20 protein-coding genes and 1 other annotated feature are annotated in these 26,516 nt (G+C 57.8%); of the genes, 17 read left to right on the forward strand and 3 right to left on the reverse strand.

What is annotated here, in order from left to right:
- Positions 1-429 precede the first annotated feature (429 nt).
- The gene (locus NRS07_RS20135) at positions 430-1,488 is read right to left on the reverse strand and encodes a ParB/RepB/Spo0J family partition protein (RefSeq protein ID WP_259213867.1); all 1,059 of its coding nucleotides are present in this window, start codon (positions 1,486-1,488) and stop codon (positions 430-432) included.
- A gap of 33 nt (positions 1,489-1,521) precedes the next feature.
- The gene (locus NRS07_RS20140; protein WP_259213868.1) at positions 1,522-2,637 is read right to left on the reverse strand and encodes a ParA family protein; all 1,116 of its coding nucleotides are present in this window, start codon (positions 2,635-2,637) and stop codon (positions 1,522-1,524) included.
- A 2,429-nt stretch (positions 2,638-5,066) separates the two neighbouring features.
- Between NRS07_RS20140 and NRS07_RS20145 the strand changes: the two genes are divergently transcribed.
- On the forward strand, positions 5,067-6,434 hold the full coding sequence (locus tag NRS07_RS20145; RefSeq protein ID WP_259213869.1) for a replication initiation protein: 1,368 nt from the start codon (positions 5,067-5,069) through the stop codon (positions 6,432-6,434).
- A 271-nt stretch (positions 6,435-6,705) separates the two neighbouring features.
- Here the strand turns inward: NRS07_RS20145 and NRS07_RS20150 are convergent, their stop codons facing one another.
- Positions 6,706-6,960 carry a hypothetical protein gene (locus tag NRS07_RS20150; RefSeq protein ID WP_259213870.1) on the reverse strand — a complete coding sequence of 85 codons (255 nt, stop codon included), beginning with the start codon at positions 6,958-6,960 and terminating at the stop codon, positions 6,706-6,708.
- A gap of 528 nt (positions 6,961-7,488) precedes the next feature.
- Here NRS07_RS20150 and NRS07_RS20160 point away from each other — a divergent pair.
- From NRS07_RS20160 to NRS07_RS20240, 16 genes are all read left to right on the forward strand, one after another.
- Positions 7,489-9,050, forward strand: a protein-coding gene (locus NRS07_RS20160) for an IS3 family transposase (RefSeq protein ID WP_259213846.1) whose coding sequence is annotated in 2 segments (ribosomal slippage) — positions 7,489-7,945 and positions 7,945-9,050 — 1,563 coding nt in all. Because the reading frame shifts where the segments join, the coding sequence is not laid out codon by codon here.
- 198 nt (positions 9,051-9,248) lie between these two features.
- Positions 9,249-9,361: a sequence feature (AL1L pseudoknot), on the reverse strand.
- A gap of 579 nt (positions 9,362-9,940) precedes the next feature.
- Entirely contained in the window at positions 9,941-10,510 is a 570-nt protein-coding gene (locus tag NRS07_RS20170; protein WP_259213871.1) for a hypothetical protein, read from the forward strand.
- Between the two features lie 8 nt (positions 10,511-10,518).
- The gene (locus NRS07_RS20175; RefSeq protein WP_373889886.1) at positions 10,519-11,166 is read left to right on the forward strand and encodes a lytic transglycosylase domain-containing protein; all 648 of its coding nucleotides are present in this window, start codon (positions 10,519-10,521) and stop codon (positions 11,164-11,166) included.
- A 712-nt stretch (positions 11,167-11,878) separates the two neighbouring features.
- Positions 11,879-12,256, forward strand: coding sequence for a TrbC/VirB2 family protein (locus NRS07_RS20180; RefSeq protein ID WP_259213872.1), 378 nt, complete (start codon positions 11,879-11,881; stop codon positions 12,254-12,256).
- Between the two features lie 3 nt (positions 12,257-12,259).
- Positions 12,260-12,580, forward strand: a complete 321-nt coding sequence (locus tag NRS07_RS20185) for a type IV secretion system protein VirB3 (RefSeq protein WP_259213873.1) — start codon at positions 12,260-12,262, stop codon at positions 12,578-12,580.
- A gap of 32 nt (positions 12,581-12,612) precedes the next feature.
- Positions 12,613-15,138, forward strand: coding sequence for a VirB4 family type IV secretion/conjugal transfer ATPase (locus tag NRS07_RS20190; protein WP_259213876.1), 2,526 nt, complete (start codon positions 12,613-12,615; stop codon positions 15,136-15,138).
- A gap of 9 nt (positions 15,139-15,147) precedes the next feature.
- Entirely contained in the window at positions 15,148-15,870 is a 723-nt protein-coding gene (virB5, locus tag NRS07_RS20195; protein WP_259213878.1) for a P-type DNA transfer protein VirB5, read from the forward strand.
- A gap of 47 nt (positions 15,871-15,917) precedes the next feature.
- The gene (locus tag NRS07_RS20200) at positions 15,918-16,154 is read left to right on the forward strand and encodes a hypothetical protein (protein WP_259213879.1); all 237 of its coding nucleotides are present in this window, start codon (positions 15,918-15,920) and stop codon (positions 16,152-16,154) included.
- 12 nt (positions 16,155-16,166) lie between these two features.
- Positions 16,167-17,219, forward strand: a complete 1,053-nt coding sequence (locus NRS07_RS20205) for a type IV secretion system protein (RefSeq protein WP_259213880.1) — start codon at positions 16,167-16,169, stop codon at positions 17,217-17,219.
- A gap of 318 nt (positions 17,220-17,537) precedes the next feature.
- Complete coding sequence (locus NRS07_RS20210; RefSeq protein ID WP_259213881.1) at positions 17,538-18,365, forward strand: virB8 family protein; 828 nt, start codon at positions 17,538-17,540, stop codon at positions 18,363-18,365.
- 11 nt (positions 18,366-18,376) lie between these two features.
- On the forward strand, positions 18,377-19,213 hold the full coding sequence (virB9, locus tag NRS07_RS20215) for a P-type conjugative transfer protein VirB9 (RefSeq protein ID WP_259213882.1): 837 nt from the start codon (positions 18,377-18,379) through the stop codon (positions 19,211-19,213).
- Entirely contained in the window at positions 19,210-20,586 is a 1,377-nt protein-coding gene (gene virB10 / locus NRS07_RS20220; RefSeq protein WP_259213884.1) for a type IV secretion system protein VirB10, read from the forward strand. Before virB9 ends, virB10 begins: the two co-directional genes overlap by 4 nt.
- Complete coding sequence (gene virB11, locus NRS07_RS20225; RefSeq protein ID WP_259213885.1) at positions 20,583-21,623, forward strand: P-type DNA transfer ATPase VirB11; 1,041 nt, start codon at positions 20,583-20,585, stop codon at positions 21,621-21,623. The genes virB10 and virB11 overlap by 4 nt, the downstream gene beginning before the upstream one ends.
- Positions 21,589-23,853, forward strand: coding sequence for a type IV secretory system conjugative DNA transfer family protein (locus NRS07_RS20230; RefSeq protein ID WP_259213886.1), 2,265 nt, complete (start codon positions 21,589-21,591; stop codon positions 23,851-23,853). Before virB11 ends, NRS07_RS20230 begins: the two co-directional genes overlap by 35 nt.
- A 148-nt stretch (positions 23,854-24,001) precedes the next feature.
- Positions 24,002-25,444 (forward strand): LPD7 domain-containing protein, encoded by a 1,443-nt coding sequence (locus tag NRS07_RS20235; RefSeq protein ID WP_259213887.1) that lies wholly within the window; start codon positions 24,002-24,004, stop codon positions 25,442-25,444.
- A complete protein-coding gene (locus NRS07_RS20240; protein ID WP_259213888.1) occupies positions 25,441-26,412 on the forward strand; it encodes an OmpA family protein in 972 nt (323 codons plus the stop codon). Before NRS07_RS20235 ends, NRS07_RS20240 begins: the two co-directional genes overlap by 4 nt.
- Positions 26,413-26,516: the final 104 nt, after the last annotated feature.

Here is a 26,516-nt window from a genome sequence, read left to right on the forward strand (position 1 = left end):
TTGATTCGTATTCGACACCGGATGGGGAGTGGGCGTGCTTGCATGTGGATCAATGCCGGCTGATGAGATCGGGCCTGACACTGGCGAACGTGAGATGATGGCCGATTCGCAGCGCATGGGCAAGGACGACGGCGACTAACGCGACCGCGCCGCCGGGGGTCGATTAATTTCGTTCCTGACGATGCATACCAACGACGTTGCTCCGCATTCGTTCGTCGAAGCGTTTCTCGGGAAGCTCAGCGGAGGAGGCGAGCCGTCCTCGTCGAGTGATGAGGGAGCGCAGTACCGACCTCGCAGCTGGAATCGCATGAAGATCGATCGCGACCGGTCTGAAGGTCAGAATACAACGAAGGCGCCAAATGGCGCCCTCGTTGAGCTGCTGGTTGCGCATGAGGCGTACCGCTTAGCGATGCGCTGCCACCTAGGATGTCAACTGTTCGATTTGCTCGACTTCTGCTTCTTCGGCAATTCAAGCGTCACGGCAAATTCGCGCAGCGCGGCCATGGCACTTTGCAGCGCCATCTCGACGTCGACGCCATCTTCAACCTGGATCAGGATGTCACGCGACTTCACCTGGACATGAAACGCCGATTCACCATTCTTGTCATTGATGGTGCGTGGAACGGGCGCTTTCGATCGTACACGCTTGGCCTCGAACGGTTTAAGCAGTACAGCGCGCAGCTCCGATTGATCCATGTGCGGCCGGTCGATGAGCGTTTCGACGGCGCGAACGATGCTGTCTTCGCCGGAGGGATGCCTGGCCAACACTTCCTTGATGACCCGGGCCTTGCGGTAGGTGATCAGTTCAGGATACTTGGCCATCAAGTCCAGCACCGGTTGCGGCAGGTCGAAGAGGCTCAGGCACTGGGACACGCGTGCCTGGGTACAGCCGAACACGGTGGCGATGCCCGACTGTGTGGAGGCATAGCCCTCTTTGAGCGCGGTTTGGTAAGCTAGGCCGCGCTCATAATCGGACAGCTTGACGTTGCTTTCGTTGTGGACCAAGGTCGCCAGGCACGCGTCTCGATTCGACAACGTCACTACCCGCGCATCGAGTTCGGACCAGCCAATCAATCGTGCCGCCCTGACGCGACGGTGACCTGCGATCAGTTCGAACTTCCCGCTGTCCAGAACCCGAACCGTAATCGGCTCGTCCTGACCGCGCCCTTTTAAGGTTTCGCCCAGCAGCTGCAGTTCAGACTCGTCGTATTTTTTTCGTGGCTGATACGGAGAGTCGACAATCATATGCAGCGGAACACGCTGCGGGCTTGCCGAACTGATCTCATCGTCCGCTGGCACATGGGCCGGCACGTCGCTGCTCGACTGCGGCTGTTGCTCCTGATTGTCGTTCAACAGGTCGCTCAAGGACTTCGACGGCCCACTCGGCAGGTCGTTCATGTGCATTGGCGCCGCGGTGCGTCCGGTAGCTCGTAAGCGCTCGGCCAAGGAAGCGTTGAAGTCCGCTTCGGATTGTTGATGTTTCGTCACAGATACTCCGTTTTGGTCAATGACCGCTGCTGCTTACGCGGCGCGCGAGCTGTCCTTCTGAGCATTAGAACTGAACATGCCCATTCTCTCGACGAGCTCACGGGTTGCCGCGCGCAGTTCGTCGGCGGCGATACTGGTCGGCCGCGCCAATGCCAGCGGCAAGCCATCATCTTCGTCCAGCACTTTTTTGAATTCCTCGCTGGTGCTGATCTGGTTGTCCATCCACGCTTCCGGGTACTTGCTGGTCAGTGCAATGACCTGGGCCGCCACCCGCACCCGTTTGGCATCGAAGAAATTACCCAGTACCGACAACTGCGGGAACTTGCTATGGGTGTTTTTCATCTCGCCGATGACGTCAGCCAGATACGAGACCGATTTCGTGCTGTAGCGCTCCATCGACACTGGGGCAATGGCAAAGTCGCTGGCCAGCAAGGCGCCGCGTGTCGTCTGATTCTTCGCGGGAGGCGCATCGAACATCACGATGTCGTACTGCGACAGATTGAAGTTGGGGTTGCGACCAGAGATGCCTTCGTCGAGCCAGCGCGCGATCGCCAGCTCGGGCTTTTTGCCCATGATCGCATCTACGGTGAACAGCGCTTCCAGGCGGTCAAGCGTCACTTCTGAGGGAATCAAGTGCGGGCCGTTCTCGCCGAACGGCTTTTTGATGACTTTCGAGAGCGGCTGTATCTCGCCGTTTTGTTGCCATTGTGGCAGCAGATGTCCCAGGTGATATTCGACGCACGTCGATTGGGCCAGTCCGGCCGCCGCAGCTTCTTCCGGTGTGAGTTCCGGGTCATAGCCAAACGAGATCGTCAGATTGGCCTGAAAGTCGAGATCGATGACCAGGACCCGAAAGCCCATCAAGGACAGGATGCAGGCAATGTTTGAGCTAATGGTCGTTTTTCCAACACCCCCCTTGGGGGCATAGACCGTCAGAATACGCTTGACCTTGGGAGTCAAATTATATTTACGTGCCCGATGGGTTGCCAAATCAAACACGTTTTCGACGGTAAAAATCCGTGTCTTGGGCCCGCTGCCACCCTGGCGTTCAATTTGCAAACCGGCTTCGTCGGCGTCACGACGTACTGAGTCGACACTGATGCCAAGCAGTTTAGCAACCCCTTGTACCTTAAATGTTTTACGTCCCAAGTCGGTCTCCCGAAATTCGATTTCGTAATTTTCTCTCAACTTACCCTTTCGGTGCAAGGGAAAAATCTCAATGTGAAGTAAAAACCTTGCATGGGGATGCTGTAGCCATGTCCATGACTTTTCCTTGCAACGAAGGATCTCTCCCTCGGGATCAGTGGGCTTGTTAGGTGAGCTCAAACAGGGACGCAGACGTTTATTCGACGATTTGGACGTGTTCCCACCTACAAACTGTCTTAACCTCGCTATGAGGTAACGCATCGTTGTGAAACCGTGCGATATGCCTTGCGAAACAGCCATTGATGAAGGTTTGTTGGCAAAGGTGAGTGCCTACAGGGACTCGGAGCCGATGATGATGAAGCTGGTCAGCCGTTGGGGAAGTCGACAGTAACCTGTAGGTGAGAGCTAACAGGGACCGTGAATGAAGCGTTCGGTGCTGTGGATTGAAGTTTGAACGTCATCAGCATGGTGACTTAGGGTCAAGGTGAGTGGTGACAGGGACATGGGCGACAATGATCTTGTTGGTCTTGTGCTATGGGGCGTAAGCGTGCGGAACCTGTTGGTAGGGTGAGTTCGTCCTGGACGACCTAGCGTCAGGGATCTTGGGCACGATCAGGGATTGGGTTTTGTAGCGACGCCGAGCGTCAGCTTTGATGGCCTTGGCGATTAAGCAAAATGTGGGCTTCTCATGATGAATTGAGAGGTTTTTATTTGAAGAAACAAAGTTAACCCTTGTTTACCTGTTTAAGTTCGCTGAAACGCAGTATCCATGCGGGTTTCAGCAGAATATGGTGAGCCTCCCCGGTGACCTCAGTGAGCTTCTACAGGGACGTGGGTGAGCTCATGCAGGGAGGACGTTCGTCTTGGGTGGGTCGCAGCAGGGACGTCAGGTGAGTGGATTCAGGGAGCAGATGGTGCAAAGGTGAGCATTTCCGGGGACAAAGTGTGATCGATGGTGAGGCTGTACAGGCACATGCTTGTCTAAGGTGAGACTGTCCGGGGACTATGGTGCGGCGCCAGCTTATATACGTCCAGCTGAGGACGAATGTTGATGCGTAGCGACCGCAGTTTTCGACAGCTATCCCTTTCATCCTTGTCGTTCCTGGTACCAGGAACGATCGATTAGTTAAAAAGGTGAGCTTTTACAGGGAGTGGCTGAGCGATGTGCGGTTCTTGGAAGACGAAGTGCGGAGCTAGGCCACTCCGATGACGGTATGCGTCGATCATGTAGACAAGGGTATCGACGCTGGAGTAGCGCCGATGGTCACGGATGAAGCTGCGGGACTGTGTGAGGGTCAAAATGGCTTATTCAGTGGTCGCGAACGGTTTGCGCGAACGGGCCGCACTGAGCGAGCCAGCTTGGACCTTGCGTACGTTGTGGTCGGGGTGGAACACGAAGAATGACTTTTTGGCTTTGGCATCTATGGTCCTCGTGTTGCTTCCTCAGTTGCATGCGGATGTGGTGCTCGTGGTAAACGCTTTAATTAAGGGTGTCGCTCGGCCGGTATTGAGAGGTTTTTATTTGAAAAAACAAAGTTAACCGCTGTTGACCTGTTTACGCTCTGTGAAACGTAGTAACCATGCGGGTTCCAGCGATTTTAGGTGAGACTATACAGTCACCTAGGTGAGGCTGAACAGGGACATGCGTGAGGGTGCCCAGGGATGGTGTGGCTGTTGAGTGAGCCGACGCAGGGACTCAGGGTGAGTGCATTCAGGCAGTTAAATTGCTTGAGGTGAGTGCTATCGGGGACCGTATGAGCGTAAAGGTGAGTCTGGACAGGGACTAGCGCGGACAAGGTGAGCTTTTTCAGGGACATTTGAGAGGCGTGCACTCTCATTGCCTTAAAGCGAGCGTCCTTCGTGATCTCTGGATAAACCAGCTCCTCAACTAGATGGCCTTTATGGTGAGCTTTCACGGGGGGGCCAAGAGGAGCAAACAACTTAAAGGTGAGCGTGTATAGGGACGCGGCTGACGGTCGTTTGACTGGGTGATACTGGCATGGCTGAGTTAGTAGAGGCTGTATAACTCTCCAACCAGATGGGTATGACATGCTCAAGTCGTTCTGTCACTTTTTCACGCCCGGACTGGAAACGATTCGTCAGCGCTGGTAGCGCCGTCGATGTTTCGCTATCACCGACAGGTGAGTGTCCACAGAGAGTCGGCTTGCTGCTTCCACGTCTGGTAGGACCACAGTGTTTTCTTGAAACGAGGGATCGCTTACCTCAGTACGGTTTGAAAAGGTGAGAATGTTCAGGGACTCAAAGGCGCTATTGCCCTTAGGTGAGGTTCAACAGGGACGAGACGATTGGTGAAAGTGCTGGGCTCACCGTTGCAAGGGTGAGTATACTTGACTCACGTATGGGAGCCCATGCAATAATGCGCGTTGGCAATGAGTTAGGTAATGTCTGGGTGAGACAGGGGGGGGGATCGCATGGCAGAGAAGGCCAAGGGAACGACTGCCAATGCGGCTGAGATCGTCGATACCTCTGCCAAGTCAGTCGCGCCTCGTACCGAACTCGAGATCCGCAAGTCGAATGAGGCGATTGGATTACGGGTTGTTTCGGGTCGTCTAACGCTCCTGAACCGCAAAGTGTTCAACGTCCTGATGTACCATGCGCAGCGCATCCGTAAGCTGGGCCAGGACGCACCGATCGACACGCCTGCCGCTCAAAAGTACTTCTGGGTGCCGCTTTCAGTGCTGGCACGCAATGCGAGCTACGATAGCCGCGATATGCAGTTTCTGCGTGAGCAAATCTCTGAAATGCAGGATATCAAGCTTCTGCTCGAGACTGACCGTCAGTGGACCAGCGAACGATTGATCGCATCAGTCACCTTCGTCAATCCAAAGGGTTTGCATAGTCGTACTGGACAGGTCTGGGTCGGCTTTGCGTTTCCGCCTGAAGTGCATGAAAGCGTCATGCAGCCGGAAACCTATACCCGGCTCAGTATTCACTATCAAGGACTGTTAAAGTCCGGAACAGCGTTAGCCTTATACGAGCTGTGCCGTCGCTACGCAACTAATCCCTCGAAGTTGACCTCGACCTATTCTGTAGAGCACTGGTACGGGCTTCTTACGGGCAATCCGGTGCCTGAGAAGGCAGAGGATTTGCCTGAGTACAAATACTTTAAACGCGATGTCCTGAAAAATGCGATCGCGGAGGTCAACCGCGTCACTGACATCGACGTCGAGCTAATTGAACACAAGCTAGGTCGTCGTGTCCAGCAACTGCAGTTTCGCGTCGAGTTCAAGCCCGATACCCAGCAAGAATCGCGCGCTCCCTTCACCATTGATCTTACCTTACTTGAAAAGCTCATGGGTTTGGGCATGTCCCAGCACGAGGCCAGCAATGTTATTGGCGAATATCCCGATGAGAAAATTGGGCAAGCCCTCGCGGTGGTCGATGCCCGGGTCAATTCTGCCAATGGTGGTCCGATCCACTCGAAGGTGGCGTATTTGCGCTGGGCCTTAAAGAGTGAAGCCAAACTTCCGGACAAGAAGACGGGGCCACGACTCAAGACGGGCTCGGCGGCTGAAGGGCCGACACTGCTCGAACGGTTCTTGACGGCGCGGGCCAAGCTGGCACTCGATGTGTTTACGGAAATGGACGCTGAACAGCGCAGTGCGACCTTTGAGCAGTTCAAGGCGCAAGCCAGCGGCAAGGTGCCGGCATTGGAAAAGGCGCTCGACAAGGGGGTCACGCGCACTGCCCTTAGCCTGTGGTACGCCGATGCGTTGTGGGGTGAACCAACCGTCGAGAGCTTGTCGCATTTTGCGGACAAGAATCAAATGCTGATGTGACCTAAGTGTCGCGGGGTAAGCGCTCACTTCAGCGCGGATGGTATGTATAGTTCGCGAATATCAATTGAAAACACTTTTAATGACAGCGGCTGGTATCCGCCTGCGCCTGGCGGTTAGGAAGTGCTCACTTTGAATGGCTGTTACGATTTGGACGCCGGGAGGACTTTGCGCACTGTGAGCAACAAAGGAGCATCCATCTTTTCCCTGCCGGGCTTATGTCCCAACAGTCGTCGTCTAGTGTGGCGCTGTTTTCTGGCGCTGCCCAAGGTATTCAGGGGGCCTGAATAATGCGTGTCATCGCAGCGAGTATGAGGCGCTCTTGCTTCAAGTTCAGCCCCTTATCGCTAACAGAAAATGGACCGACACCGTTTCGATGCTGATTGAGCAAGTGTCGAAATTCCCACCGGTTTATTTCACCGCTGTACATCGCGGTCGCAACCTTGGCCCGATACGCTGACGAACCTTGTTTGAATTCGTTTCTGAGATAGCGGTATTCGCCGGCGTGGATTTCATCGAGTTCGTGCATTAATCCTGCAAGTGCAATGAAGGATATAAGCACGGCCAGGATTAGTCTTTCTCTTCTGGTTTGCATTGTTCCCCCCCCGGCTTGGACCTGATGAGAAATTATTTGGCGACGTGCTGCGGCGCGAAAGCGCAGTGCACTAGGTTCGCCGGTAGCGCCCACGCTAAGATGTTACACATGTCATCTGTAGATGTAGATACTCCATCGTAAGCAAGCATGTTCGCGATCAGAAGTTCGGTTTATATCTGCAATTTCTCCTGCACACAGGGGTAACGGGTAAATCGCCCCGGCTTTCGTAGAGGCGGGTCGGTGTGAGTCAGTCCCGGATGACTTGACTGCGCAGTTGCGCGTACTAGTTCGGACACGGTGCGTTCACGTCCAGCACTTTGGTGAGTATGACCTTGCCAAGCACGACGCTGCGCAGTCCGGCCCGACGCATCAAGCGTCTTACGGTGTAGCGTGTCACATCAGTACCCCCCGGTGTCAGACTAGTTGTCGCCTCTAGATTTCCCCCAAATATAGAGGTGCAAGATGAAGGCAGTGTACTCACCGGCATTTGTAGAACAGGCACTGGTCAAGGTATTCTCGCGTGGCGGCAGGAGCGTGCAGGCAGTCGCAGACGATATCAACGTCAATTACCACACGCTGAAAAATTGGATGGTGAGGAAAGCAGTGGCAGAGACGAATACCCCAGCGGCAAAAGAGAAGCGTCCGCAGGATTGGAGTGCCCAGGAGCAGCTGGTGGCGCTGCACGAGACCCACGGCATGACGGGCGAGACATTGAACGCGTGGTGCCGAGAGCACGGCGTTTTTCCTCATCATTTGAACGAGTGGCAGGCGGCGTTTTGCACCGATAGAAAAACGGGGCCGCAGGATTCGAAAGCGCTACGCGCGCTCAAGGAGGACAACGATCGACTGCAACGGGAGGTGCTGCGCAAGGACAAGGCACTGGCGGAGGCGGCAGCGTTACTGATCCTACAAAAAAAGTTCCGGGCGCTCTGGGAGGACGAGGTCAAATGACCTCGCTGCCAGAGCGCATCGCAGTGATGGCCCTGGTCGCAGAATCGGTCGAAGCCGGTGCGCGCCAGGACAAGGCGTGCGCTGCGATCTCGTTCAGCGAGCGCACGCTGCAACGGTGGCAGCGTGACGTACTGCGCGGCGACCAGCGGCCGGCGCGTGTGCAGGCGCCGCGAAACCGGCTCAGCGCGCTTGAACGCAGTCAGTTGCTCGCTGTCGCCAACTCCGATGAGTTCGCGAGCCTGCCGCCCAGCCAGATCGTGCCGCGCTTGGTCGATCAAGGGGTGTACCTGGCCTCGGAGTCGACATTCTATCGGGTGCTGAAAGCGGAGAATCAACTCGCCCATCGAAATGCCGAACGTCCCGCACAGGCTCGTCACAAGCCGCGTGCGCTGGTGGCGACCGCCCCTGGTCAGCTGTACAGCTGGGACATCACGTATCTGCCCACGCCCGTGAAGGGCGTCTATTTTTACCTCTACTTGTTCATGGATATTTTCAGCCGCAAAATCGTGGGCTGGCAGATATACGACGTGGAAAGCAGTGAGCTTGCCGGCGAGGTTGTGCGTGACATTTGCGAACGGGAGAACATTGCTCCGGAGCAGGTCGTACTGCATTCGGACAATGGCAGCCCGATGAAGGGCGCAACCATGCTGGCGACCCTGCAGGCGCTGGGCGTGATGCCCTCATTCAGCCGCCCGTCCGTGAGCAATGACAACCCCTTTTCGGAGTCGTTGTTCAAGACATTGAAATATCGGCCCATCTATCCACGAAGGGCCTTCGACAGCCTGTTGGCGGCACGGCAGTGGGTCGGTCGCTTTGTTCATTGGTATAACCACGAGCACCGCCACAGCGCGATCCGGTTCGTGACCCCGGCACAGCGCCACGCAGGCCTGGACGCGGCGTTGCTACGCAAACGGGACGCGGTGTATCAGGCAGCAAGGGCTGCGCATCCGGAGCGCTGGAGCGGCAACACGCGCAACTGGGAGCCCGTCTCCATCGTCCATCTGAACCCGGATCAGACCAGCAGCAATGTGACCGAAGTGGACAAAAACGAGCTGCTCAAAAAAGCGGCATAACAACTAATTCAGGCGACAACTAGCTTGACAGTCACCGGTACCGTCACGGCGTAACTGTCGCCATACCTTGCCGCTGTAGACCTGCAGGTTGGCGTGCCAGACTCGCTTGATCTGGACACTCAGGCTCTCATCGCTGCACCGCTGCGCATTGCAATGCCGATTGCGCGTGCGTGCAGAGAGACGCCAGTAGCCCGAAGGCACGACTTGCGTGACATAACAGATCGACTCGACGTTGTTGGCATGACGGTGTTATCGATAAATACCTTGACGACGTACAGCGGCGGTCGAGCTCCGCCTGAGCGAAATCAGCACTTGCCAGGCGCCGGATCTCGTCAGCTTTGCGCAGCTCATGCAATTGTTACACGCTCCTGTTCGGCGGTCGTCCGACTCGGATGTCGGCCCGTATCGGTCTCTTGCTGGCGTACCCAACGGCGCAGGATTTCAGGTACCCAGCCGAACTTGGCAGCGGTCGATGTGTTCGCTGCCCACTGCAACGCGAACCATCGAATCGTTTGATCCATAAGCTGTAGGCCAGGCTGGGCAAGCTCGGGGCAGCTACTAGACCGATCATCTCCGCCCACGCTTCCGCCAGGTCTTTTTGACCTTTGGGTAGTAGACGTTTAAGCACGAATCGATACTGACTTGCATTGATGCTCTTATGCGCGAATCAGACTTTCGAGTGTAGACCTGGCTCAAGCAAGCATTTCAATCATCTCTTGATTTTTTTAATCTTCAGTCTACTAAAACAAGTTTTTAATACGCTTGGTCAGCGAAAACAATCTTTTTACGCAACAGACGTGGTGAGGTCTAGCGCCGCGCTTGTTGGCGGTACGGGAAGGTTGATGCCTGCTCGTCTCGTTACGTTTTTTGGCCTCTACAGGAGATTAGGGATGAAACTCGGTTTGCTCATGTGTGGCCTTATCTTAATCATTCCCATAGGATCGGTGCGTGCATCAGACCACGGTTGTACGGTCCTGTTGTGCATGGCCAATCCAGCTGGTCCTATGGCAGTGATGGAATGCGTTCCGCCGATCAAAAAACTGTTCCGCGACCTCGCGCGAGGTAAAGCCTTTCCTAAGTGCGACATGGCTAGTGCACCCGACGCGCCAGGGGGGAAATCCTGGGTCCAGCATGGAACATCGTTCTATGACCAATGCCCTGCTGGTACGACGGCGCTGGACGCTGGTACTTATGCCGTGCGCCAGGGCGTCAGCGCGAGCTACTACCTCGGTATTGGGGAGGGGGATGACCCCTACGGTGAGGACGCAGGCGCGCTACGCAACAAGGTATGCGTTGGCAACCGCGTCGGTGAGACAACGCTCGCAGTGGGCAATAGCGACGGCACGGCCGCGCTGCCGGCTAGCGTATTTGACCAGGTCGTCGTCATCGCTCCAAGTCCCCAGCCGCATCACGTTGATGTGTACGTGAACTCAACGTTCTCGCATCGCGTGCGCTGGTAACTGCGTCGATGATCGAATTTTATGCGCTCGCACAGCAGTGCGCTCTGGCCGTGCATCCTGCCACGATGGCCGCCGTCGTCCGCGTCGAATCGACCTTCAATCCGTTCGCCATTGGTGTCGTTGGCGGTCGCTTAGCACGTCAGCCGACGAACAAGGCCGAAGCTGTTGCCACGGCGAATGCGCTGACCGCTGCGGGTGTGAATTTCTCGCTGGGGATGGGACAGGTAAACCGTTACAACCTGTCCAGGTACGGATTGGATTATCAAAGTGCGTTCGAGCCATGCGCAAATCTGAAGGCGGCCTCGCTCATCCTTCAGGAATGTTACCGACGCGCCAAGGCGAAAGGGATGACCGATACCAGCGCCTTGCAAGCGGCGTTTAGTTGTTATTACAGCGGCAATTTCTTGACAGGTTTCACAGCGGATTTCAAAGGCCAGCCGAGCTATGTCCAGAAAGTACTCAACAGCGCAGTAGCAGTCGGGGTAGCTGGGCAAACTCTGCCGATCCGTGTGGTTTCAGGTGTAAATGCGACGACAAAGCGACGTGTCAGCACCGTTGTTCACAACATACACCAGGCTCCGGATCAGCGCCCGAAGCACCCCGATAGTGCAGGAAATTCTAGCGCTCCACGTGTGTCGGTCATGGTGTACCGCTAGCACCTTGAGATTCAATTCTATCGGCGAAGCTGCCCATGGCGCTAACGCGCCTCAGGACTGCCTCCCAGCAACAACGCCGAGTGTCAGACAGTAAGGGACGGGTGCGCGGTGCACCTGCAGCTCCAGAACTCTTGCTTTGTCCTGCCTGCCAGAACGCACGGCAAGCTAGTGTGGCATCGCATTGTCGAGTCTTCACTGTACCCCGCCTCGCGGGCGACGACATGCAATCGGCGACTGGCGATGAGATCAGGCAAGTCGGGATCAGGTTCAGCGTCGATCACAGCGCAATATGCTGCAGTTCTCCGCGCGCCTGTTGCATTACCTCGAATTTCGCAACTGCAAATCGTCTAAGTTTGATCCAGCTAAATACATGGGTTTCCACCAGAAAACACACTACGACCATGATGGCATCCAGCCACGGTGGAGAAATGCGAGGTCTGCCAAAGAAATCGGATGAACATCATTAGTGAAGCTGAACTCGTTCTCATCGTGCGAAGCAAGGTAGTCAAAAGCCTGCACATTACCCAGACCGATGACGGCAAGTTTCGAATCACGGTGCACCTTAGGAATTAGGAGCAAGGCTAACACTGATGACATTCCGCAAACCGCCACGTGAGAGGGCCAGCCTGGACCGATTGGCAAAGCACATACAGGAAAAGTTCGTAGGCATACCTAGCATCATCCTTACTCTTTATTCTGGAGAGGCAACAAAATGAACATCCGCACGAAGATTGGACAAGTCATCAAGACGGGCCGCAACTTTGTCGCTGTTGACAAAGCACGACACGGCGAGACGGACCGGCGCGCAGCGCGTTCGATGGTTCTGATGGCCCTATGCGTTGTCGCCGTCGCCCCTGGCGTTGCGCTGGCGGGGGGAGGTAGTCCATGGGACTCGATGGGCGACGAGGTACTCGCCATCTTCACAGGTGGCCTGACTCGTACCATCGCCATCATTAGCGTCATTGCCTGCGGTATCGCCGCCTTGGCCGGCAAGTTGTCTTGGGACTGGGCCATCAAAATCATCGTTGGCATCGTGCTCATCTTCGGTGGCGCATCACTGGTCGACTACTTGATTGCAGCGGCGAGCTAGACCATGGATGACGGCGCGCAAGACGTTTATACCGACGAGCTGTTCGTGGGCTTGACGCGCCCCACTACCATGTGGGGCGTGCCGTATACCGCGTTCGTCATCGAATTCATGGCGACCACGTTGGTTTTTCTGGCGGTGGGCAACCCCTTGTACCTGCTGCTGGCGGTGCCAATTCATGGCGTGCTGTACGCCATTAGCGCCAGCAATCCGAAAGCGTTCGATGCGATCTTCATGTGGCTCAAGACCATCGGACGCTGCCGCAACAGTCGCTTCTGGGGAGCCGCCAGCTTCTCTCCAGTCTCTTATAAAAAGTGGGAAAAATAGTGTCGGCATCCCGAAGATACGAAGGAGAGAGCATGGCTGCAGCAGCGTTCAAGTACGCCGATGAAGCTCAGAAAGAAGAGCCCGCCGGTAAGGATTTTATCCCCTATGCGGGGCATGTGACCGAGTCCGTCGTCAAGCTCAAGACGGGTGATTACATGATGACCTTGCGCCTGCAAGGCGCCGCGCACGAAAGCGCCGACGCCCGCGACATCAACATTTGGCACGACCAGCTCAACAACCTGACCAGGAACATTGCGTCGCCCAACGTGGCTCTGTGGGCCCATGTCGTGCGCCGTGAATACGGTGAGTATCCGGGCGGCGAGTTCGAGCCGGGGTTTGCGCGCGACCTCAACGACAAGTATCGCGCCCATCTGGCCGGCCAGCGTAGCCTGATCAATGAGCTATACGTCTCCGTGGTCTACCGACCGCAGCCGGTCAAGGTCCTCAAAATGTTCGACTTCATCGGCAAGAAGGCGAGCGCCGAGCTGGCTGAGCAACAGCGCGATGAGCTGGAAGCGCTGCATGAGATTGTCGATACCGCTTTGGCAGGACTGGATCGCTACGAGCCGGAGATACTTGGCTGCTACGAGCGTAACGGTGTGATGTTTTCCGAGGTGCGTGAATTTCTCGCCTTCTTGGTGGACGGCGAGTGGCGACGCCAGCCACTCACCTTCGCAGAGATGGCGGAGCATTTGGCGACGTCGCGCCCATTGTTTGGCAAGGGCGGCTTGCTTGCATTGAAGGGGCCGACGCTCACCCAGTACGGCGCCATCCTGAGCATTCAAGACTATACGTCGGTCACCTGTCCGGGTCTGATGAACGACTTGCTGAGCATGCCGTTCGAGTTCGTGTTAACGCAATCGTTTACCTTTTTGAGTCGTCCGGTCGCACTTGGCCGTATGAAGCGCCAGCACGCCCGCATGGTGAACGCTGGCGACGTGGCCACCTCGCAAGTCGATGCCATCGAAACAGCGATGGACGATCTGGTGTCTGGCAAGATTGTGATGGGCGTGCATAACTTCATCTTATTTATCCGCGCCGACGACCAAAAAGCATTGGCCGAGCACATCGGCGATGCGGGCAATGCGATTTCGGACGCTGGGATGAAATGGTATCGCGAGGACATGGGTATCGCGGGTTCGTTCTACGCGCAGTTGCCAGGAAATTTCGCCTTCCGGGTCAATGTGGGCGACATCAGCAGTCGCAATTTCGCCGGCTTCAGCTCTTTCCATAACTATCCTATCGGACATATTCGCCACAACCAGTGGGGGCATGCCGTCACCGCGTTTCGCACCGTGTCGGGCGCCCCGTATTACTTCAATTGGCACAAGGGGGAGGATGGCTCCGAAGCCAAACGGGCTGCTGCGCTCGACCCGAACCACAAGGACCTCGCTAATACCATCGTCATTGGTAAGTCCGGCACCGGCAAGACAGCGCTTCAGATGTTTCTGCTAGCGCAGTCGTTAAAATTTAATAATCCGCGGCAGAAAGGCGGCAACAAACTAGCGGCGGTGTTCTTCGACAAGGACCTCGGCGCCTCGGTCGGCATTCGCGCCTTAGGGGGGCGATATTTCCCACTCAAAAACGGTATTCCGTCGGGCTGGAACCCGTTCCAGCTCGAGCCGACCGAGCGCAACCTGAACTTCCTCGAGAAGCTGGTGCGTCGCTGCGCCTACCGGGCCGACCGTCCGTTTACCCCGAGCGATGAGAAAACGATCTTTAACGCGATTCATGGCGTGATGAGCACGCCACAATCTATGCGCCGCTTCAGCGCGGTGCTGCAATTCTTACCGATGGGCGACCCCGAAGGCATCCATGCCCGCCTGTCGCGTTGGGCTGGCCGCAACGCGCCGCTTGGCTGGCTGTTCGACAATGTCGAGGACACCCTGAACGTTGACGACACACCGATCCTGGGGTTTGACGTTACGGAATTTCTTCCGAACGACGAGACGCGCGAGCCGACGATGATGTACCTGTTTCACCGGGTCGAGACGCTGCTCGATGGGCGGCGCGTGCCAATCTTCTTTGATGAGTTTGGGCAGCTGAGCAAGGACGCCAGCATGCGCGAACTGGTCGAGAACAAGCTGGTGACGATCCGCAAGCAAGATGGCTTCCTCATCATGGGTACGCAGATGCCTGGCCAGGTGATCAAGAGCCCGATCGCCGACGCGATCATCCAGCAGACCGCCACCAAGATCTTTCTGCCCAACCCGGAAGCTGACTACGACGAGTACGTCAACGGTTTCAAACTCACCGAACGGGAATTCCAGATCATCAAGGAGTTCGGGGAGAAATCGCGTTTATTCCTCGTCAAGCAAGGCGGCAATTCGGTGGTGGCGGAATTCAAACTGCGTGGCTTCGATGATGAGCTGGCGGTGTTGTCGGGGAACACTGCCACCTCGAATCTCGTTGAGAGACTGGTAGCCGAACTCGGTGCAGATCCGGCCCGCTGGCTGCCTGAATTCCACCGGATCAGGAAAGGAGGCGCCGAGCCGCCACCAGCGGCGCAGGTGACCGAGGCCTCGCACCCGCGAGAAACGACTGTTCAACAGGAATAGGAGCGTGACATGGAACGATGGTTCAAGAGTTTGGCGACAGCGCTCGTCCTTGGCGCCGCCAGTCAGGCGCAAGCGGGCATTCCCGTGATCGATGCCGCATCCCTAGCGCAATCCGTTCAGCAAGTGCTGGCATGGGGCAAGCAGTACGCACAGATGGGGCAGCAGTACACCCAACTGGTGAATTCCTATAACCAGGCCGTGACGACACATAACAGCCTGAACGGCTCGCGCGGCATGGAGTCGCTCGTCAACAACCCGGCCGTGCGGCGTTATCTGCCGAACGAGTGGAACCAAACGATGAACTTGCTGAATTCGCCGGGGGGGTACACCGGCCTGCAAGGCAAGATTAATGGAATTCGCGCTGCCGCTCAGATCACAGGAATTGGCGATACCAGCCTTGACCCGGCCAGTGCGGCTGGCAAAGCATTCGTTGGGGCACAGAACCAGGTGGCGATGAACCGCGCTCTCTCAGAAGAAGGATATAAGCAAGCCAGCGACCGCATCACCTCGATCCAATCGCTGATCGACAAAATTGGAGATGCGCCTGAAGCAAAAGACGTGGCTGACCTGCAAGCGCGTATCCAGGCAGAGCAGGTCATGGTGCAAAACGAGCTGGTCAAACTCCACTTGATGGCGCAGTTGCAACAGGCTCAGCGCGACATCATGACTCAGCAGGCACGAGAGATCTCAATGAAAGGGGCCAAGGGTCCAGGCGGCATTCCCCGGTTCTAAATGACTCAGGCGGCACCGCCGTCTGAGCCGTCACTTAGGAGTACTTGATGAAATTCATAATGATTGCGACTGCGCTCACTTTTTGTATATCTGCGTGCGAATTCGATTCTGTTCCACATGTTGCTGATCCCAAGAACGTCGTGGTTGATGGGGAACCTATGACGCAGCGTGCGTTTGTCGAAAAATATTGTATCGGCAAACCGCTGAATGAGACTTGTATAAAAGTTCAGAGCGCTTTGTCTGCGAGCAATGCTAAAAGTAAAACTGGCGTTCCACGTTTTTAAAGGTGCCTGAGCATGCCTGCGCCAAGCGACTTTCACTTTTACGAAGACACGTTTTCGAAGCTGAACGTCGCTCTAACAACTTACGTCGGTGATGTCTCCGCCAACGTAATTGGAGCAGTCAGCGGAGTGGCCTACTCGATGCTGATAATTTACGTAATGCTCTGGGGCTGGACAATGCTGCGTGGCATGATTTCAGAGCCAATCACCGATGGTATAGCTCGAATTGTGCGTCTTGCTGTCATCGTAGGGATCGCGCTCAACACCGGCCGGTACTCAACTTACATTTCGGATTTTCTCTGGAACACGCCTGAAGCGATGGCAGGCATCGTGGCGAGCGGTTATTCGGATCCCGATACCAATGTGCAATACCTCGACGGGTTAATGTCAAAATTATACGATCTTGGCAACGGATATTACGAAAACGCGTTTGCGAGTGGGGGAATGATCCCCGATCTTGGGCTTTTGGCGGCGGCATTTCTGATATGGGTTGCTGCAGTAGCAGCAACAGCTTATGCAGCCTTCTTGCTGGCTTTGTCAAAAATGGCGTTAGCGATTCTTCTGGGAATCGGACCGATTTTCGTTCTACTTCTAATTTTTGACGGCACAAAGCGTTTTTTCGAGGCGTGGCTAGGACAGGCCCTTAACTACGTTTTCTTAGTGATCCTGACTGCTGGCGCTATCAAACTTATTATGACCATCATAGTGCAGTATCTGAACGTCGCTGCCGGTGGTAGCCCGGCTGCGCTTACTGTCGAACTCGCAGTCCCGGCCGTAGTTATGTGCCTGATAGCCGCCCTCGTAATGATGCAGCTTCCCTCGATCGCGTCGGCCCTGGGTGGTGGCGCCGCCATTAGCACATTAGGTGCTGCAGGCTGGACTTATGGGAAGGCCACGACAGCAGTGTCTGCTCTGAGGCCCACCTCTCTTAGGCGTTCGCTCAATCGTGCGGCATCGGATGTACGCGTTGTCGGCGGAGGAGCTAAAGCAGTGGGGAGGGTACCGATGAGCGTTTATCGCAAGATCACGGGGGGCCGCAAAAATACGGTCAAGGCTATCGGTTCCTAAATCCACCAACAGCGGCGATTTTGCGAAGCGCAACGATGCCATTTTATCGCGCGTCATTTTGCCAAATAGTATAGGTCGCAGCGCGAACTACGCAGTATTGCAGTCGGCTTGGACTACACAAGGAGTCTTGCATGCGCTTGACACATGGATTTTTGGCAGCCCTCTGCCTCCTCTTGGCTGGGTGTGCGCTCACGCCGCCGAAGCCGCCTGGCTGCGAGGGCGAATTCAGGCCGGTGAACATGCCGGCTGCGCAACAGGGCGCCGCCCGATCGATTAGCCGGGATGACAGTCTGGCGATGTGCACACAGGGGGGCGGACATGCTTACCAAGGTTGAAAAACAGAATTTCGATCAGTACCTGCGCGAAGCACAGTCGTGGGAGACAAATCGGCTGATCCACGCTGAAAAATCGAAAAAGCTAGCCTGGTGCGTTGCGGCGATTGCCGGTGGCATCGCGTTCGTGTGCGCGATCGCCATCGTCGGATTGACGCCTTTGAAACAGACGGAGCTGCGCATCGTCCGGGTCAACGAAACAACCGGGTCCGTGGATGTGCTCAACGAAATTCCGGATGCCAGAACCACCTACGATGAAGCCATTAACCGCTACTTCGCTGGCCAGTACATTCGTTTTCGCGAAGGCTACTCACGCAAGCTGGCGGACGAGTATTACGCTAGCGTAGGAATCATGAGCGCGGGCGCGGAGCAGCGACGTTATGGTGAAGGATTTAATCCCAAAAATCCGCTCTCTCCCCTAAACGTCTATGGTCATAACGCGCGGGTCAAGGTCCACATCAAGGGCTACTCCTTCCTCAAAAAGGACGTGGTATTGGTGCGCTACTGGAAGGAAGTCGAACGTAGTGCATCGGAAAAGCCGGCAGTGACTCATTGGGCGGCGACCGTCGTGTTCAAGTACTCGGGCGCGCCGATGGCGGAAAAAGACCGTGAGATCAACCCCCTGGGTTTCCAAGTGACCGAGTACCGCAATGACCCGGATACGGTGGTCACGGCCGAGTCCGCGCCGTCGACAGTCGCAATGCAGGCTACGCCGCCTGCCAATAATGCTCCCACGATCTTGCCGGGCGTGGCGCCGCTGACGCCTCCGGGTCAGGTGCCGGCGATCGCGACGCCTGCCAGCCTTGTGCGCTAACGGTGAATGACATGAAACGATTCTTGTTCGTCGCCTTGCTGCTTCCCACTCTGGCCTGGGCTGAATTGACCCCTCCGAAAGGAAAGCTCGATAGCCGGGTACGGATTGCTGACTATCACCCGGCCGAGGTCTATAAGATTCGCACCTTCTATGGCGTGTCGACGCACGTCCAATTCGGCGAGGGCGAAACCATGTCCGATGTTGCCATTGGCGACAAGGAGGCCTGGGAGGTCGAGCCTCGTAGCAGCCATCTGTTCATCAAGCCGAAAGCCCAGAATGCCGATACCAACCTGACCGTCGTCACCAACAAACGCGTGTACCAGTTTGTACTCGTGGTCGAGTCCCGCGGTGCGCGCGATGACAAGGCGTGGAGGGACCCGGACCTGGTGTATTCACTATCGTTCCGCTACCCGGACGAGGAAGCGGCCCGCTTGAGTGCCCAGGCCACGGCCGCCCAGACCAAGGCTGTCCGAAACGAGCTCAAGGACAAGATGGTAGAGGCCAAGCGGCGCGACGAGAACCGCGATTATTGGGTTGCCGGTGCCGAAGAAATCAGCCCCACCGCCGCGCGCGACGATGGCCGTTTTATTTACCTGACGTTCAGCCTGAATCGCGACATGCCGGCCATTTACGCGGTCGACGACGAGGGCGTTGAGTCGCTCATCAATACGAATGTCGAAGGCAACGACATCGTCGTACAGCGCATGGTTCGTAAGCTCATCCTCCGCAAGGGGAAGGCGGTCGCTTGCGTCGTCAATAAGAGCTTTGACCTCAATGGCGGACGCGACAACACCACCGGCACAGTCGCATCGAATGTCGAGCGGACCATCAAAGGAGCGCGCCAATGAGCTTTTGGGACAAGCTAAAGGGCAGTAAGAAGCCTGGTCGGCACGTGGACATGCAAACGTCAGAGGCGCAGCCGGAACATGATTTGCCCGATATGGCAGCGCACGTGCATGACGACCCGACCCTGGCCGACGCGATGCAACAGGCGCGCAGTGGGCGTGCTCGTGAGAGCGACCCTGTCTTCGAGCAGCAAGTCGAAACCGACGGTCTGCCGTCGGTGAACCGGCGCAAGGGCAATAACAAAATCGTCAACGTGCTGGGCATCGTGGTGATTCTCGGTGTTGGCGCGGCCATGATCGTGGCCGTGAATGGCAAAAAGCTGACGGTGAAAAAGAATTTGGCGGATGCGCCCGAGAAGGTCGTCAACAATCTGCCCCCATTGATGGTGCCTCCGCCACCGGCAATACAGTTCGCGACGACGACGCCCGATCCATCCGCCATTCAGTTGACCGGTGGGCCGCATCCGAGTGTCTCGGGATTTGCCACCGCACCTGGCGCGGTCGGCGCTGACCATCCGATCGCATTGCGGCGAGGCGGCAAGCAACCCATCGATTGGCGTGAGCGCAAACGCGTCGGTTCGCTGATCGTCGATATGGACGGAGGCAATCGCGGGGCCGCTGGCGCTGGCGTTGTCGACAGCGGCGGGGGCGGGAGGGCGTTCCCTGTGCGCGCCGAGGGTGCGAGCTTGGCAGGGCAAGCAGCCATGTTCGCACCGTCTGCTGGAGGCGGCGGTCGAAACGAATTGGCTGCGCGCCTCGAGCCCGCGGAAATGAAAGGTGTGTCGGCGGGCCTGCTGCCTGACCGGAACTTCCTCATCACGAAAGGGACGTCCCTGGACTGTGCCATGGAAACTGCGATCGACACCACGCTGCCCGGCATTCTGACCTGCCGGCTCACGCGTGACGTGTACTCCGACAACAGTCAAGTCTTACTCTTGGAACGGGGCACCCAGTTGGTCGGTGAACAGCAGGGCAATGTCCGTCAAGGCCAGGCCCGGGTATTTGCGCTGTGGAGCCGTGCCAAGACGCCTAACGGGGTCATCGTGAACCTGAATTCGCCGGGTACGGACGCGCTGGGACGCTCGGGACTGGAAGGCTGGGTGGACAGCCATTTTGCGGATCGCTTCGGCGCTGCCATTTTAATAAGCTTAATTCAGGACACCTTACAGGCGCTGATCGCGCGGCAACAAGCAAATGGTGGCACGGTGGTGTACGGCGGTACGAGTGACGCCGGGGCCAAGGTGGTGGAAAAAATCGTCGAAAGCTCGGTCAACATTCCGCCGACCATCATCAAGAACCAGGGTGATCACATCCAGGTCATGGTGGCGCGCGACTTGGATTTTTCGACCGTGTATGGCCTGCGGAGCAAGCGTTGAGCGTCGACGTACAGAGTCTGCGCCGTGCCAGCATGGCCGGGGCCGACGCACCCGACATGCTGTATCAGTACCTGTCTCCACTACGCGCCTATTTGGCCGACAGCAATAACACGGAAATCGCCGTCAACCGTCCTGGCGAACTCTGGACCGAGGGCCGCCATGGGTGGCAGCGTCACGAGGCGCCCGAGTTGACTCTGGAAGCTTGCATGCGTCTGGCGCTGTTGATTGCCAATTTTAATAACAAGGCGATCGATAACGGCAAACCGGTGCTGTCGGCGGGGATGATCTATGGCGAGCGAGCCCAGGTCTTGATTCCGCCCGCGTGCGAAGACGACACCGTCTCGATCACGATTCGCAAGCCGAGCATGATCGACAAGTCGGTCGATGAGCTCGCTGCCGAAGGCGCGTTCGACGAATGGGAGCCAAGCCGCGACGGACTGGCGCCCTTCGAGCAGGAGCTGTTGACGCTGAAAGACGAGCGGCGCATCAAGGAGTTTCTCGATCTGGCCGTGCGCAAGCGTCGCAACATCCTGGTGGTGGGCAAGACCGGCTCCGGCAAGACCACGCTGGCCAAGAGTCTGGTGCGTAGCATTCCAGCCGACGAACGCCTCATCACCATCGAAGACGTGCATGAGATGTTCTTGCCTTACCACCCGAACCGGGTGCACTTGTTTTATTCCCGCGAAGACGAGGGCGGCGCCAAAGTCAGCCCGAAGCAGGCGCTCGCCTCTTGTCTGCGGATGAAGCCCGATCGCATCTTGCTGGCCGAGTTACGCGGCGACGAGGCATGGGAATTCATCAAGTCGATCAATACCGGCCATCCCGGATCGATCAGCACGATGCACGCCAACGGGGCCTATGAGGCCTTCGAGCAGCTGACGGCGCTCATCAAGGATTCGCGCACGGGCGCCCACCTCGACAGCACCTATATCCGGCAACGTCTGTTCACGACGCTCGACGTGATCCTGTTCTACGACAAGTACAAGTTGCGGGAGATTTATTATGACCCTGAGTTCAAGCGACAGCAGATGGCGTAAGCCATCGCTGATCGTTCTCGGCTTGCTGGCGGCGTGCGTGTTGTGGGCTTACCTTGGTGGCGGCATCTTCATGGTGGCGCACCGGCACAAGTTCGAGGATGCCACGCCGCTGACGCTGTACCAGTACTGGGTGTATTACGGCGCCGAACAATCGGTCGTGCGCTGGCTGATCATTTCCGCGGCGATCGCGTTCGTGGTGACGGCCGCCCCCGCGTTGCTGCTGCTCAAACCGGCAAAGCGCAGTCTGTTCGGCGATGCGCGTTGGGCCAAGTCCGCTGACATTCGCAAGGCGGGTTTGCTGGGCACCAAAGGCATCGTCGTCGGCCTATACCGGCGCACCTATCTGATGTTCGAGGGCAGCCAACACGTCATCTTGTCGGCGCCGACGCGCAGCGGCAAGGGTGTGGGCATCGTCATTCCGAATCTGTTGACTTGGTCCGACAGCGTGGTGGTGCTCGACATCAAGCAAGAAAATCACGGAATTACCAGCGCCTATCGGCGCAAGTACGGCCAACCCTGCTTTCTCTTCAATCCCGCGGCCGCGGACTACCGCACGCACCGGTACAACCCGCTCGCCTATATCAGCGAGGATCCGAATTTCCGCATCGACGACACCCAGAAAATCGCCAACATGCTGTTCCCGGATCAGCAAGGGGTCGATCCGATCTGGACCGCGACGCCGCGTTCGCTGTTTCTCGGGATTGTGCTGTACCTGCTCGAGACGCCGGGCAAGCTGGTGACGCTCGGTCAGGTGTTGCGCGAATCGCTCGCCGATGGCGATGGGGCTAAATATTTTACGAGCATCATCGCGGCGCGCAACCTTGGCGAGCGGATTGCGCAAACCGGTGCCCAGGATGCGGCGCTGCAGGCTGCGCGGGACGTAGAAGCGATTTTGGCTGACAAAGGTAAGGCGCCCCAACACCATCCAAAATTGTCCGACATGGCGGTATGGCTGCAATTGAGTCCGCCCTATCGCGGCGCGGTGGCCGAGGCGCTCGAGCTGGCCCGCAAAGACCAGGCCAGAACCCCAGACCTTATCGCGCTGGCCGAGGCCATGCCGATCGATGCCGCGTCCTGCAAGATCGGCAAGGGCCTGTCCGGCGCCTGCGTGCGGGCACTGAACTCGTATATCTCGATCGCTGCCGAAACGACCCGCGCCGGCATCATGACCGGTTTTCGGTCGCGCCTCGAGCTGTGGTACAACCCGCTTGTCGACGCCGCCACCAGTGCCAACGATTTCGATTTGCGCGACGTACGCAAGAAGCGCATGTCGATCTACCTGGGTGTCACCCCGGACAACCTGGACCGGATGGCGCCGCTGTTAAATCTATTCTTCCAGCAGCTGATCGACTTGAACACGCGCGAGCTGCCGGAACAGAACGCTGCCCTCAAATACCAATGCCTGCTTCTGGCGGACGAATTCACCGCCATGGGCAAGATTCAGGTGCTGTCGAAAGGTATTAGCTACATCGCCGGATATGGATTGCGCATGCTGCCGATCATCCAGAGCCCAGCCCAGGTCGTCGAGGTGTATGGCAAGCACGCGGCCGAAACGTTTACGACCAACCACGCCCTGCAGATCGTCTTTCCACCGAAGGCCACGGAGTCCGAAACTGCGGAGTCGATCTCCAAATGGCTCGGCTATCAGACGGTCAAAGGTGTGTCTGAATCGAAGGGTAAGGCACTCTTTGCCAAGCGCGAGAAATCCGAAAGTATCTCAGACCAACGACGGGCCTTGTTGCTGCCGCAAGAAATTACAAGCCTGGGCAAGACATCGGAAATCGTTGTAGTCGAGGACTGCCCCCCAATCCTAGCCCACAAGATCCGCTACTACGAAGACCGCACCTTCGTCGATCGCCTGAAAACCGTGTCGCCATCGCTCGCCGCCTTAGGGCGCAAGCTGCCCAACCAACAGCAGCTCAAGGAAGCGATTCGCAGGGGAGAGCTCGGTGCGCCGGTACCATTGATCGACCTTGAAACCCATCACCAGACAGTGGGCATAGACACAGGGTTCCACATGCAGCCTCCCGGGACAGGGCAGGGCGGCGTGTTGATCGCGACCACCGAGCGCGCCGTGACGGCTGACGACGTACACGGGCTGAACGCACTTGCCTTGACGGACTTCGTCGTTGACTTCTCGGCGGTTGAGGTCCCCAAGGGCGAACTCGACGAGGTGGCGTTGCAGGCCTATGCGGATCAACTGTGCAGACAAGCTGGTGTTGCGGTCTGAGCGCCGTTTTTGAAAGGATACGGTCATGCCGGTACATGGAGACGATGTCGATCGCGCGGGCCGGCGTAAGGGCCAAACAAGCGCGAGGCAAGGGAGCGCTGCGCACGAGCGGCAGGGGTACGAGAGCACCCCGCAAGAGCGCGAGCCCATGCGGGAGCTGCACAAGGCCATGGCGATGGCGCTCAAGGGGCGCGCTAGGTCGGAACCGATCATTGTCAGCGGCATTCAACAACGGGCCGAGCTCTACGAAAAAGCCTATGTGCACGCCAAGCAGGCAGCGATCAACACGGTCGCGCGGGACGCCGCGCCAGCCGAGCGGTACGCGCGCCAGGGCAAGGAACCGCGCAAGCCTGATGTCGACCCGCTGACTCCAGAGATGGTCGCGAAGCTCGCTGCCTTGGATGCACGCCACTACGGCAAATTGCACGACCCCGCACATCGGGAAACCGCTGCGCTAGCCATGGCGAGCACCGCGCGCTTGAGTGCCGGTTATCGCGCGGCCTTGGCCGGGATGGCGCCGCAGATAGCTGGCGCGGTCCTGACGGCGATGGGCGCCGCCGAACAGGACAAAGTTGTCGCGCCGCTGCGAATCAATCGCGTGGGGAATGACCAGACAGTCGCGGAGCAGCTGGTTTTCAACTGCATCGAACAGGTCATCAAACACAAGCGGGGGCGGCATGCCGGACACGGCGACGGTGAGCGCGCGGCGCCAACGGGTGCTGACCAGAGTCAACCGAAGACCATGCGGGCGCACGCCCCAGGAAATAATCAAGTCGCCTCCGACGAAGTGTTTACCGCTTCGAAGGACGATGCTCGACCGATCGTGCCGGTCGACATCGAGACCACCTACCTGCGCGTCGGTACCAGGTTTTACCACCCAAAAAACACGCAGGTCGTGGCGTTCGAGGACAAGGGTAACAAGCTGGAGACCCACTCCAATAGCGAACAGATCGCTACGGCCATGATAAGCATTGCGCGGGCGCGCGGCTGGGACGAGATCAGGGTGTCGGGGTCCGAGACCTTTCGCAAGGAAGCGTGGTTGGAAGCGGCGGCCCATGGCATGCACGTCAAGGGCTACACCCCCAGCGATGTCGACAAGGCCGCGTTGGCAAAGCGCACCGGGTATGTTGAGGCGAGGCGGGCGGGACCAGGTGGCAAGGTGCCCGGGGCCGAAACGTCGCCTGTCGCTGTACAGGCGTCTGCGGCTGGACTGTCCGGCACGGATCAGCTGGAGAACGTGGGGAAGCAGGGGACGGCAGCGAAGGCCGCGAACGCCGCGAACGCGCATGGGGTAGGCGAGCGGCAGGCCCGGACGGGGGAGGGGCTGCGCGCCCAAGCGTTTGCGAGTCGACCGCCCGCGGAAGCGATCGTCGATCATCCCGAGCTGGCCGGTACCTATGCCGCCCTGGCGTCGATGAAAAAAAAGGCCATTGCCGATGGCCTGAGCCCGCAGCAGCGTGCCGTCGTTATGGCGCGCGTCGAGGCCAATCTTGTCAACAGTATCGAGCGCGGACAGCTGCCGGAAGTAAAGGTGCGCGAACAGGTCGAGCTCCGCTCCGAACGTACCGAGGCCAGGGAGAGAAAACGATGAAGGGCACATCTCTCATCGCGGCAATGGTCGCCGCGACCTTGTTGTGTGCGTGTGCGCGACTTCCCCCGCCCGGCGCACCGACAACGCGTGTCAGCGCCGACTACGACGCGACGGGCGACGTGGACGGTGTGCGCGCCTTCGTCTATGGAAAGCGTACCGAGCTCGCATTCCCTAGGCGGCCTGTACGGCTGACGGTACACGATGAAAACGGCGTAGCGGTTCCGTACCAGCGTGAAGGATCCTATTATCGTCTGTCGCGCAAACTAGACCGTTTTACGGTATGGGCCAATACACGCGTATTGTCGTTCAGGCCCGTCACTGGGCGGGTCGCGCTGGTCACAGCAGCGATGCCGGAATCAGCAGGTCGAGTACCGCTCTCAACCCAGCCAAGGGAGGAGGCGCCGTCCGCGCGGTCCCCGGTGACAGTGAGTATGGAACCGGGTCGAGAAGACGATGCGACCGCCCTGTTGCGCCTCTTCGCCGCCCAGCAAGATCAGGTACGCCGCGCGATCGCAGGAGCGATCAGCACCGCCGAGACCAGGTTCTTGCAAGGGCGCTTGGAGCGTGTAAAGCATCGATTTAACAGCGCCGCCGCGGTCATGATCGGCGTTCGGTTCGACACGGGAGCCACCAGCTTTTCTGTGGATGATCGAGTCGCACAGACCTTGGTCGCGGCGGCCAAGGCCGCAGAACGGATCAATCTGAGGGGACGTACCGATGCGCGCATCGCGGGAACGGACGATCCGCGCATCGCCCGTGGCCGGGCGCTCGCAGCGCGCCAGTTCTTCATTCGGCATGGCATCGACGCGGCCAAGATCAGGGTCTTCGCTCAGTCGGCTGGCGATTTTATTGCACCTGCCGGAACGGAAGAGGGGAGGGCTTTGAACCGTCGCGTCGACATCGAGTTTGTTGATCCTCGCTATGCGACACTGCAGCAGGCCGATTCGCTACACGTGACCGCGCCATGAGTGGCCCAAGCCTGGCTGCGCCGGCAACGCGAACGCCAGCGCCGGCAACGCGAACGCCAGCGCCGGCGGCGCCGGCCCCGCTGACGATCGCGAATGGTAGCTTG

Origin of the sequence: Massilia sp. H6 (genome assembly GCF_024802625.1) — a bacterium.
Taxonomy (GTDB): domain Bacteria; phylum Pseudomonadota; class Gammaproteobacteria; order Burkholderiales; family Burkholderiaceae_D; genus Telluria.